The organism is Streptomyces sp. NRRL S-378, assembly GCF_000720645.1.
Taxonomy (GTDB): Bacteria; Actinomycetota; Actinomycetes; order Streptomycetales; family Streptomycetaceae; genus Streptomyces.
Genome location: NZ_JOBX01000076.1, coordinates 17,000 through 28,364 on the forward strand (window position 1 = coordinate 17,000; position 11,365 = coordinate 28,364).

Here is an 11,365-nt window from a genome sequence, read left to right on the forward strand (position 1 = left end):
CGTGGCGTGGTTGCTCTTCGGGTGTCAGACCCCTGGGGGATGATCGGGCCATGCTGCAAGCGAGAGACGAGCACGGTCGTCAGGTGAGGAATCCGGGGCCCACGGCCTTGAGCCGGATGGTGGCGAACCTCGGCCGGGGCAACGCCTTCGTGATCGTCGAGCGAGTCGACGATGATGCGGCCGGCGATTGGTACGTGCAGGTGTGGCTCAGGGATGACAACACGTATCAGCTGGAGTTCCGTGACGGGACGGCGGCAGAGCACCACCAGACCCGGACGATCTCCCAGGAAAAGGTGATCGCCGCCCTGAACCGCTGGGCCGAGGGGCGCCCGGATGGGAAGGACGCCTTCATGTGGAACGACATCGGCGGCTGGTTCGAGAACGCCGACTGACCCTGCCGCCACCTGAGGGCCGACAAGGTCGGTGACGTGCTCACCGAACTCGTCCAGCGGGCCGTGTGAGTCACGCGACCGCCCGGCACACGCCGACCCGGGGTGAACCGGCTCGGCTCGGCGCGGCTAGCGGATGGCCATCGGCGCCAGACCGAGGTCGGTGAGGGCACGGGCGCCGCGGGCGGCGTGTTCGCCGCCCGCGAGGGTCAGGGTTCGTGCCGACTGGTAGCGGCAGCCGGCGGCCTCGAACGCGCTGGCGGTGGCGACGAGCCGTGTCGTGTCGGCGTCGAGCAGTGCCGCCGCACGTTCCACGAGGGCGGTGGCTACCGGGTTGCCGACCACCGAGGTCCGGGCCTTCTCCAGGCGGGTGGAGGCGTCGGGGGCCCCGGCGAGTACGGAGGCTTCGGCGCGCAGTGCCACGTACCAGTGGAGCCAGATCCACGTGGTCCACTGCCGTACCTGGCCCGGTTCGGGAGCCGTCCGTTCCAGGGCGGCCTCGGGCCGCCCCTGGTGGAGCATGAGGATCGCGTCGAAGACCGCCCCGTACCCGCGGGTGTTCCACGGCGAGGGGTCGACCTGGGAGAGCAACGTGCTCCAGTCGCGCCGGGCTTCCTGGTCATCGCGCAGTCCGTGGATCGTCGCCATCGCCGCCGCGGGCGGACCGAGGACCGCTCGGGCGGGTCTACCGGCCCGCTGCCACGCGTCGCGGAACCGCAGGCCGGTGGTGAGTGCCTGGTCGGTATCACCCGCCAGCGTGTCGGCGACGAGCAGCCAGCCCGTGGCACGGTGGCCGACCTCGGCCAGCTGCGGGTGTTCCGCGAGTCGCCGCGCCCACTGGCGGGCGCCCGGCAGGTCACCTACACCGAGGGCGGCCTCGGTGGCCTCGCCGAGCGCCTCGATCAGCTCGTGGGTGCCGGCCGGGCCGACTGGCACGTCCGGCGCGGATGAGAGCAGCTCGACCCGGCGCCGGGCCGTCGCCGCTGCCGCGAATGCGTCCCCGGCCCAGCTCAGCGCACCGGCAAGGGTGTCGAGCGCGGCGGATTCCGCGAGCGGGTCCTTTTCCAGATGGGCGAGTTCGACGGCTCGTTCGGCGGAGGCGATGGCCTCCTGGACGGTTGGACCGCCCGGGCTGTCGGCCGTGGGCGTCGCTTCGTCGGAAGCCTCGGTGGGGCCCGTACTGGTGCTGGTGCTGGTGCTGAGCGTGTGCGTGCTGCCGATCGCGCGGGTGAGGGATCGCCCGGCCTCGGCCAGGGCGACCGCGGCCCGGGCGGACGGGTCGGCGCCGACCAGGTCCCGTGCCTCGGTGATGAGCGCGTCGGCCTCCTCGGGCGGCAGTTGGGTGACGAACTTGCTCGAGAACCGGTACGCATTACTGGCCGCGGCCGCCAGATCGCGGGCGGCCGCGGCGGTGTCGCCCGCCCGGCGGGCGACCTCCGCGCCCGCGCGGTTGAGGCGGTACATGTCATCACCGTGCAGGCGGCAGGCGGCCACGGCTGCGGCGTGCCGGAACATCGACGCCGCATCGGCCGGGGTGGACGCGAGCGCGGCGGCCTGTTCGTACCGCTGCTGGGACTCTGCGATCAGATGGCGGGTGAAGGCCAGTTCCGCCATGGCGCGGGCGAGGCGGTACGCGTCCGAGCGCTGCTCCGTACGACTCTCCGCCCACGCGAGGGCGGCGCGGAGTTCGTCGGCCGCCTGATCGAACCGGGCCCGCCAGTCCGCTCGTGGCGCCGCCAGTTCGGCGCTCCGGGCGAGGCACCAGTGGAGGTGCCGGGCCTGGGTCTCGTGGAGTTCGCCGGCCTCGCTGAGGCGGTCGGAGCCGTACTGGCGCAGGGTTTCCAGCGCCCGATAGCGGGTTCCGTCCGGGGCGAACGTGACGACCAGCAGGCTCTGTTCGGCGAGTCGGGCCAGCCCGTCGACGACGGTCGCTGCGTCGAGCCCGGTGACTTCTGCCGCCGCCGTGGCGGTGAACGGTGTCACGAACACCGACACCCGGCGCAGCAGCGTCCGGTCGGCCGGGTCCAGGAGGTTGTGGCTCCAGTCCAGCGCCGCTCGCACCGAACGGTGCCGGTCCTGCGCGCGGGAGCCTCCGGTGAGCATGCGCAGCGGGTGGGCCAGGGCGGCCGTGATGCCGTCCAGCCCGAGGGTGGCGTACCGGGCGGCGGCCAGTTCGATCGCCAGCGCCATGCCGTCCAACCGGACGCAGATCTCGGCGACCTGGTCGTGCTGGGCAGGATCGAGGGGCCGGCCCACCGATGTCGCCCTGTCGATGAACAACGCGACCGCGTCCGACCCGCCGGCGACACTGCTCTCACCGCCTTCGCCGCTCTTGCTGCCATCGCCGTCCTCGCTGTCATCCGCCGACGGCAGGGACAGGGAAAGAGACAGGGACGGGACCGGGTACACCCGCTCGAACGGCACCATCAGCCTGGATCGGCTGGTCACCAGCACGCGCACCTGTGGGCATGCGGCCAACAAGCGCTCGAGGAACAGCGCCGCCCCGTCGACGACCTGCTCGCAGTTGTCCAGCACCAGCAGGGCGTGACGGTCGGCCAGTGCGACCGTCACGGACTCGGCCATGTCGTGGCCCAGTTGCTCGCCGAGGCCGAGCGCCTCGGCGACCGCGGTGGCGATCATGCCGGGATCGGTGACCGGGACCAGGTCGACGAACCACACCCCGTCGGCGAACTCGTCGGCGGCGTCCGCGGCCACCGCCAGCGCGAGCCGGGTCTTGCCCACCCCGCCGGGGCCAACGGCGGTCACCTGCCGGTGCTCCTTGAGCATCGTGGTCAGTGTGGCCCGTTCGCTCTCCCGGCCGATGAACGAGGTCAGGCGCATCGGCAGCGCAGGTGCCGGGCGCTGCCGGTCAGGCCGCGTCCGTTCGGTCGCGCAGCGGGCCAGTGCCCGCCGGTCGGGCACATCCAACTTGCGCAGCAGCGAGGAGACATGGGTCTCCACCGTGCGCACCGAGATGTACAGCCGTGCCCCGATCTCGGCGTTGCTGAGATGGTCTCCGACCAGTTCCAGCACCTCGGCCTCGCGAGGCGAGATTTCCGCTGCTTCTCCCATGGGCCCATTCTGTCGCACGCGTATCCGTACTCCCGCTCCGTGCTCGTCTCCGTGGTCGCCACGGATGCCGGCCGGCCATGCCGGGCGGGACGCTGTGACGCACACCGAACGGGCCTTTCGCGGCCCATGACTTCAAGGAGCGCCATGTCCGGCTCGTCTACCTCCTCGTCCGCGTCATCCACCTCGTCCACCCCGTCCACCTCGGGAATCAGGACCGTGCTCCACCCGGTGTCCGATCTGGGGAAGGCCAAGGGGGTGTACGCGGCACTGCTCGGCGTACCGCCGAGCAACGAATCGCCGTACTACGTCGGCTTCGAAGCGGCCGGACAGCACGTCGGGCTGGTACCGGGCGGTGGACCGCAGGCAATGACGTCGCCGGTGGCGTACTGGCACGTGACGGACATCCGGGCGGCCCTGGCCGCGGCGACCGCGGCGGGCGCGACCGTGACCGAGCCCGCGCATGACGTCGGCGGCGGTCGGCTGGTGGCCACGGTCGCCGACCTCGACGGCAACGTCCTGGGCCTCCTCCAGGACCAGGCGGGCGTAACGCCTCGCTCCCGCGCCCAGCGCCGTCTCGACACCGAGCACCGGCTCGCCCACGATGCCGACATCTGGGTGGCCACCGCTTCCGTCGACGGCGCGCCGTACCTGGTGCCGCTGTCCTTCGACTGGGACGGCCGGGTACTTCGGGTGGCCACCCCGGCGGACAGCCCCACCGGCAGGAACCTGGCCGCTGCCGGGACGGCCCGCCTCGCGCTCGGTCCCACCCGCGACGTCACCATGATCGACGGTACGGTCGAGCTGCTCGACCTCGACGTCCTCCCCCAGGAACAGGGTGACCGCTTCGCCGAACGCACCGGCTTCGACCCTCGCGCACTCACCACGACCTACCGCTGGTTCCACATCGCCCCGCACCGCATCCAGGCCTGGCGCGAGGAGGACGAGCTGGCCGACCGCGAACTGATGCGGGACGGCCGCTGGCTCGCCTGACGTCCCCCTGACGGGCCACCGAGCCCGGCGACGTCGCGCCGGACGGCCGGAGCGGTCGCGGCCTCGGCGACGAGCTGACCTTCGGTGGCGCTGCGTCGTCCGCGCACTCGACGCCGCCGGCGGTGCTCGGCGTGACGGGCGTGCCCCCGCCGACGCCGGACAGCGCCGGCGAGATGGCCGACGGCCGACGGGGACGGCCGGGACCTGCGCCAGACGGTCCGCGCCGGGGCTCAGGGCACGGTGAAGAGGACCTTGTCGTTGTCCGAGGAGGGGTTCGCATGCTTGAGCCTGGCCCTGACGCTCGCTCCGAGACAGAGGTCTTGGCCGTTGGTCGAGGTGACCTTGGCCAGGACGGCGGGGTCGGCCAGATACACCTTTCCACTGAGGGGATTGTTCCGCTCGGCGTCGGTGTCGATGACCGCGGCGTCGAACACCTCACCCACACGGTGCATGAGGACCGCGGCCTCGGCCAGGTCCACGGTCTGCCGGTCCGCGGCACCCCCCTTCCCCCGTGCCATGTCGCACGGCAGGCAGTGCAGGGCGTCGAGCACCCACTTCGGCGGGGCGTCGTCCGCGCATGCCGCCACACACAGCGCACCGGTGTACCGGTCGACCAGGCGGCGCAGCGGAGCCGTGCAGTGGGCGTACGGGGCCGCGATCGCCGCGTGCATCGTGTGTTCCGGCGTCTGGTGGTCGCGGAAGACGGTGTACTCCGCCTTGAGCATCGTTGTGGTGGCCTCGGTGAGGAAGGCCATGTGCTTCTGGTTGTTCGGATCGAGCGTGCGGACCAGCGTGGCGTACGAGACACCGGGGTCCCAGGCGATCCCAAGGCACTTGGCGATCTCGTGCAGGCGCCTGACCACGTGCGGGTCGGCCTGCTCCTTCTGGGTTCGCAGGATCCCCGTCCCGCTGTCGATCATGATCTGGGCCGCGGCCATTCCGGTCATGAGGGAGATCTGTTCGTTCCAGCCCTCCACCGGCAGCGTCGCCGCGTAGCTCAGCCGGAACGATCCGCCGTCGAGGGTGACTTCCTGATTCGGCAGGTGCACCGAGATGCCCCCGCGCGTGATCTCGACGTCCTCCCGCAGCTTGCCGATCTCGCGCAGCAGTGCGACGGACTCCTCGGCCGTGCCGTTCTCGATGTCCTGCTGGACGCCCTGGTAGCTGCATTTGGCCCGGCTGCGGACCATGGCCCGCTTCACGGTCGATTCGGTGACGTTGCCGTCGGCGTCGAGGTCGTGCTGCCACAGGAGGGCCGGGCGGTCCTTGTACGGCAACAGGCTGGCTGCGTCCTCGGAGAGCACGGGCGGATGCAGGGGCACTTTGAGGTCGGGGAAGTAGAGGGTCTCGATCCGGTCGCGGGCCTCCACATCCAGGGGGCTGCCGGGCCTGACGAACGCGGCCACGTCGGCAATGGCGTAGTACACGCGGTAGCCGCCCCCTGACCGGCGTTCCAGGTGCATGGCCTGGTCGAGGTCCTTGGAGGTCGACGGGTCGATCGTGAAGAACGGAAGGTGGGTGGCGTCCTCGTGGTCCAGGTCCGGGCGGGTTGCTGCCGTGTCGGCTGCTTTGAGTACGCGCTTGGGAAAGGCCGGCGGGATCTTCAGCTCCGTACGGAGCTCCACCAGCGCGGAACGCAGGGCGTCCAGGGCCTCGCCGGACATACGCATGGGGCGGCGTCGCATGCCCCGAGCCTAGGGCGGGGGTCACGGACCGGCGCGGCGACGCGGCCGGGTGGCGGAGCGGCCGGGTGGCGGAGCGGGCCGGGGTGACGGTGGCGGACGAGCACACCGGCCTCATCGGCGTCCGCGGCGTTCCCTCCGACGGCCCCCGACTGCGGGAACCCGCGGTGGTGTCCGGGCGTGGGCATGTTCGGCCGCCCCCCCCGGCCGGCCGGTCGACCGTCCGTCCGCCAGTCGCTCTGGCTCCGGAGGTGTGCCGATGCCCGCGAACGGACCGGAGGCCTGCCGTGGTCCGCTGCTCACCCCATTCGGCACGCTGTCGAATGGGGCGACGTACGGGCGCACGAACCTGCCGCGATCCGGGGACGGGCGCGCTCCGGCCGCCGGCCGAGCGGCTGTCGGCCTCAGGAGCCGGGAGGCCGGTATCCGACCTGGTCCACCTTGTTGAGGGCCTCCAGGGTTTCCTCGACCGTCAGCAGTACGGTCGTCTCGAACGAGCGGAGCGCGCCACCGCGGCTGATCGCCAGCGCCACCGCGGCCATCGACACGTTGTCCGGGGCCTCCCACAGGTTGTACCCGTCGTGCGTGCCGAAGGCGTACCAGTAGCCGTGGAGCCGCCCACCGACGGACTCGATGTACTCCCGGGCGGCCGCGGAACGGTCCTCGGGGTGGCTGGTCAGCCTCGCCCAGGTTTCCGGCGTGTAGCTGAACCTCGACAGATACAGCGGCATCGCTGCTCCCCTTTCATCCCCCGAAGAGTCCCCGTGCCGCAGGCCGGAACCGTGGCGGCGCGACCACGCATCCCCCGTGCGGGCCGACGGATGACCGTCTCGGCCCGCAGCCAATCAGGTGCGGTGACCGGGGAGGTCGTCCACGGCCGTCCTGGCGACTGTCTCGGCCGCGGCGCGGAGTCTGCCGCCGACGAGCAGTCCCTTTGGGCCATCGAGCTGCGCCTGGGACCCACCGTCGGGCGAAGCCTCCGGACGGCATGCCGGATTAGCGCATTTCTCCACACATCCGACCTGACAGCATGTTAGGGATATGAGCGGAATGATCCGTCTAGTAGGAGGTATGTAGCAATGCGCACGACTCTTCTTCGTGTGGCGACCGTGCTGGGCAGCGCGGCCGTGCTGGCCGCCGTCGGCAGTGGTATGGCAAGCGCCGATGGCGTGGGCAGCGCGGGCATCGGCAACCATGGCGTCGGAAACGCCGGCGTCTTCAACGACGGCATCGGGAATGCCGGCGCCTTCAACCATGGCGTGGGCAACGCCGGCATCGCCAACTGGGGACTGGGCAACGCGGGTATCGCAAACACGGGAATCGGCAGCCACGGCATCGGCAACTCGGGCGTCGGCACCGCCGGGATCGGCAACTGAGACGGCCGACACCCACGGCCCCCGCGCGGCGACCGCGTGACACGACGCGCCCGGCTGACGGCCGGGCGCGTCCGTCTGGGCCTCGCCCCCCTCAGCTGAGAGCGCCGACCCGGGCGGGCCGCCCTGCGGGCCCATGGAGACAACTAAGCTGAACACTGCAGGCCCGGGTGACGGCCGCGCACCGCACGGAGGAGGGCTCCCGATTGCCGGACGCGCTCACCTGGAGGGGACGGCGTCCTGCGGGGCGGTGTGCCAGTCGGTGACGACCGGCTTGTCCACGGTGATGGTGCCGACGGGCAGGGACACCGGGTCGGGATCTCGTCACCGATGGCGCTCGGACCTGGTGCTCCACGAGACGTCATTGGCCCCGCAGAACATTCGGGGCATGTCCGCACGCACCAGTCGGTACCGGCCGGACCCGTACGGACGCGGCGGCCCCGGGAACGGCCCCAGCGGTCCGGCCCCCCGGGGCGCCGCCCGTTTCCTGCCGGACGCCGGCGGCTCCTACGTGGCCCGCGGCGCGGGTTCCTGCGGGACCTCGCCCGGCTGGTCGGCAGCCGGGCAGGTGTCGTAGGCCTCCGTGCGCGGCCAGTACCGTCCTTCGAGGGATTCTGCGCTGAGGTTGAGCCGGACCAGGACGTCCTCCAGCTCCCGCACCTCCTCCGGAGACCATTCGGCGACCACCCGGGCCAGGCAGGAACGGTTGACCTCGCGGTCGGCGGCGAGCCGGCGACCGCCCTCGGCGGTGATGCGCAGTTTGCGGGCCATCCCGCCGTCCGGGTCCGCGACCCGCTCGGCCAGTCCGCAGCGCAGCAGCGCGGCCGTCTGGCGGTTCACGGTCGAGGTGTCGAGCCCGAAGGCCTCCGCCAACTGTCCGATGGACATGGGGCCTTGGGTGTCGATCCGGCTGAGCAGCAGGTACGCGGACCGCTCCAGGCGCTCGGGGTCGCGCTCACGCCGGGCCAGCACCTGGTGCCGCGAGAGCAGCATCAGCTCCCGTTCCAGTTTCTCCAGCACTGCGCCCTCCGTTCCCTCCGGCGCTCCATTATCGCGGCCCCGTGGACCGGCTGCGGCCCTCCTCGGGCCACGAGCAGGCCACACGCGGCACGCAATATGCATCATACACAACATGTGTATGATGCACTTCTCGTCGCGCCCCGACGAGCCACAGCCTCAATCCGGAGGACCTTCATGACCGTCACCACGTCCACCGCCTCCCGCGCGGCCGAGATCCTGTCCCGGCCCGTCACCCTGAACGGCCTGACCGTCCCCAACCGCATCGCGATGGCGCCGATGACGCGGATGTACTCCCCCGGCGGCGTGCCCGGCGAGGACGTGCAGATGTACTACGCGAGCCGGGCCGCCGCCGGCGTGGGCCTGATCGTCACCGAGGGCACCTACGTCGGCCACGACTCCGCGGGGCAGAGCGACCGGGTGCCGCGGTTCCACGGCGAGGAGCAGCTGGCGGGGTGGGCGAAGGTCGCCGCGGCGGTGCACGAGGCGGGCGGCACGATCGTGCCGCAGCTGTGGCACATCGGCATGGTGCGCAAGCAGGGCGACGCCCCGTACGCCGACGCGCCCGCCGTGGGCCCCTCCGGCATCCGCGTGGACGGCACCGAGGGGACCGGCAGGGCGATGACCGGCGCCGACCTCGAGGCCGTCATCGGCGCGTTCGCCGACGCCGCCGCGGAGGCCGCGCGGATCGGCTTCGACGGTGTCGAGCTGCACGGCGCTCACGGCTATCTGCTCGACCAGTTCCTGTGGGAGCGGACCAACCGCCGCACCGACGCCTACGGTGGCGACGCGGTCGCCCGCACGAAGTTCGCCGCGGAGATCGTGGCGGCGGTCCGCGAGCGCGTCCCCGCCGACTTCCCGGTGATCTTCCGCTACTCGCAGTGGAAGCAGGAGGCCTACGACGCCCGGCTCGCGCAGACCCCGGAGGAGCTGGAGGCGATCCTGACGCCGCTGGCGGCGGCCGGCGTCGACGTGTTCCACGCCTCCACCCGGCGCTACTGGCTCCCGGAGTTCGAGGGCTCGGACCTCAACCTCGCGGGCTGGACCAAGAAGCTCACCGGCCGCCCGACCATCACCGTCGGCTCGGTCGGCCTCGACGGTGACTTCATCCGCGCCTTCGCCGGCGAGGGTGCTGCGCTCGGCGACATCGACAACCTCCTGGACCGCATGGAGCGCGAGGAGTTCGACATGGTGGCCGTCGGCCGGGCGCTGCTCCAGGACCCGCAGTGGGCGGCAAAGGTCCTGGGCAACCGCTTCGACGAGCTGAAGCCGTACGACGCGGCGGCGCTCAGGTCGCTCAGCCGGTAACCGCCGGCCGGCCATCGGACGCCCCGCGACGTCGGTCGGCCGACATCGCGGGGCGTGCACGCCGCACTGCTGCGGCGGGGGGCGAGCCTGTCGGGCTACGCCGGGGAAGCACCTGCGCCGTTCCGGTCCCGGCGTCTGACCGGCTCTCCGAGCAACTCGGTCAGCTCTCCTTCGACGGCGGCGAGGAGTGCGGGCCCCCAGACGGTGAGGGTCTGCTCCCAGGGGTGCCCGAAGGTGCCCAGGCGCAGGTCGGCGGTGAGGTGGAGGTAGTAGTCGCCGTCGGGGTGGGTACCCAGTCCGGGGCGGGGCGGGCGCCCGGGCGTCCCGGTGCGGCGGGGGTCTTAGCGGTAGCCGTCGTGCTGCCAGTCCAGCCAGTACACGAACTCGCCCGGCTCCGTGGCGGCGAGCAGCCCGCGCTGGACGATCGTGTCGAGTGCCGCGGGGAAGTCGGATACGACCCGCTGGTGGGAGTGCAGGTGCCAGACGGCCGAGGGGGAGGGCTCGGTGATCGCCGGCCGGTTCCTGGTGGTGGGCCTGAAGTCGAAGGCTGCGGAGAAGCGGGACCTTCCGACCACGCGGCGAGGTGCCGTGCCGGGCGTCGCGACCCGGTGAACCTTTCCGGTCACAGCACTAGCGGGCGGCGGGGGGTGCCCCGCGGGGCACAGTCGGCACGAGCGGTCGGCTGTCGCTCCTCCATTGCGGCCCTGACGGGTGCTTCGGAGTCGGGCGCGGTGCTCCTGTGATCGTCAGCCCGGGCAGATCTGCCGGCTTGCGTCGCCGGAAGCCTCCCCCTGCCACAGCCCCCGTGCGCGCCGCTGTCCATCCGTGCCGCCCTGGTCGAACGGCCCGTCTCAGGCCCAGCCGCAGCCCCAGCCGTCGCCATCGGGGCTCTGACCTTCTCGACTACCCTCAAACACGTGATCGAGCACCTCCACCAACTCGGGCCCAACCCACCCGTCCCCGGCCCCGCACCCACCCCCACCACACCCGTGGTCAACACCACCATCACCACCGTCGGCGGCCACGCCGTCACCGACGCACACCACATCCTCGACACCGAAGAACTCACCCGCGCCAACCGGTTCCCGGACCCCGGCCACCGACACCGCTACACCACCTCCCACCTCGCCCTGCGCACCCTCCTGGGCACCTACCTCCACCAACCACCCCACACCATCCACCTCACCCGCGAAGACTGCCCCTGCTGCGGAGCCCCCCACGGCCGCCCCAACATCCCCGGAAACCCCCTCCACTTCTCCCTCTCCCACAGCGGCGACCACGCCTACATCGCCCTCGCCACCACCCCCGTCGGCGTCGACATCGAAGAACACCCCACCCCCCGCACCGTCACCGACCTCCTCCACGCCCTCCACCCCACCGAAACCCAAGAACTCACCACCCTCCCCACCACCCAGCAACCCACCGCACTCGCCCGCTGCTGGGCCCGCAAAGAAGCCTGCCTCAAAGCCACCGGCACCGGACTCGCCAACGGCCTCACCCACCCCTACGTCAGCACCCACCCCCACCCCCCGAC

Annotated in this window: 9 protein-coding genes and 2 pseudogenes; 6 read left to right on the forward strand and 5 right to left on the reverse strand. The window is 71.9% G+C overall.

What is annotated here, in order from left to right; translation table 11 throughout:
- Positions 1-116: 116 nt before the first annotated feature.
- The gene (locus IH80_RS0133595; RefSeq protein ID WP_030965502.1) at positions 117-392 is read left to right on the forward strand and encodes a hypothetical protein; all 276 of its coding nucleotides are present in this window, start codon (positions 117-119) and stop codon (positions 390-392) included.
- A gap of 126 nt (positions 393-518) precedes the next feature.
- Here the strand turns inward: IH80_RS0133595 and IH80_RS0133600 are convergent, their stop codons facing one another.
- Positions 519-3,461, reverse strand: coding sequence for an ATP-binding protein (locus tag IH80_RS0133600; RefSeq protein ID WP_030965504.1), 2,943 nt, complete (start codon positions 3,459-3,461; stop codon positions 519-521).
- A 144-nt stretch (positions 3,462-3,605) separates the two neighbouring features.
- Here IH80_RS0133600 and IH80_RS45490 point away from each other — a divergent pair.
- Positions 3,606-3,998 (forward strand): annotated as a pseudogene (locus IH80_RS45490) (VOC family protein); the annotation flags it as partial.
- Positions 3,978-4,451 carry a pyridoxamine 5'-phosphate oxidase family protein gene (locus tag IH80_RS0133605; protein WP_030965505.1) on the forward strand — a complete coding sequence of 158 codons (474 nt, stop codon included), beginning with the start codon at positions 3,978-3,980 and terminating at the stop codon, positions 4,449-4,451. The pseudogene IH80_RS45490 and the gene IH80_RS0133605, both read left to right, overlap by 21 nt.
- Positions 4,452-4,681: 230 nt before the next feature.
- Here IH80_RS0133605 and IH80_RS0133610 read toward each other — a convergent pair whose 3' ends face one another.
- Together IH80_RS0133610 and IH80_RS0133615 are read right to left on the reverse strand one after the other, a co-directional pair.
- A complete protein-coding gene (locus IH80_RS0133610; protein WP_030965506.1) occupies positions 4,682-6,136 on the reverse strand; it encodes a ribonuclease catalytic domain-containing protein in 1,455 nt (484 codons plus the stop codon).
- A 401-nt stretch (positions 6,137-6,537) separates the two neighbouring features.
- Positions 6,538-6,864: a GYD domain-containing protein gene (locus tag IH80_RS0133615; protein WP_030965508.1), complete on the reverse strand. Its 327-nt coding sequence runs from the start codon at positions 6,862-6,864 to the stop codon at positions 6,538-6,540.
- Positions 6,865-7,212: 348 nt separating this feature from the next.
- On the opposite strand from IH80_RS0133615, the gene IH80_RS0133620 reads away from it, so the two are divergent.
- Entirely contained in the window at positions 7,213-7,509 is a 297-nt protein-coding gene (locus IH80_RS0133620) for a hypothetical protein (protein ID WP_030965509.1), read from the forward strand.
- Between the two features lie 504 nt (positions 7,510-8,013).
- On the opposite strand, the gene IH80_RS0133630 is transcribed toward IH80_RS0133620, so the two are convergent.
- Positions 8,014-8,499, reverse strand: a complete 486-nt coding sequence (locus IH80_RS0133630; protein WP_234432467.1) for a MarR family winged helix-turn-helix transcriptional regulator — start codon at positions 8,497-8,499, stop codon at positions 8,014-8,016.
- 201 nt (positions 8,500-8,700) lie between these two features.
- On the opposite strand from IH80_RS0133630, the gene IH80_RS0133635 reads away from it, so the two are divergent.
- On the forward strand, positions 8,701-9,831 hold the full coding sequence (locus IH80_RS0133635) for an NADH:flavin oxidoreductase (RefSeq protein WP_030965511.1): 1,131 nt from the start codon (positions 8,701-8,703) through the stop codon (positions 9,829-9,831).
- A 95-nt stretch (positions 9,832-9,926) separates the two neighbouring features.
- On the opposite strand, the pseudogene IH80_RS46470 reads toward IH80_RS0133635, so the two are convergent.
- Positions 9,927-10,457: pseudogene (locus IH80_RS46470) on the reverse strand (DUF2716 domain-containing protein).
- A 291-nt stretch (positions 10,458-10,748) separates the two neighbouring features.
- Here IH80_RS46470 and IH80_RS40055 point away from each other — a divergent pair.
- On the forward strand, positions 10,749-11,365 hold a 617-nt coding region (locus IH80_RS40055), incomplete at its 3' end, for a 4'-phosphopantetheinyl transferase family protein (RefSeq protein WP_037881906.1).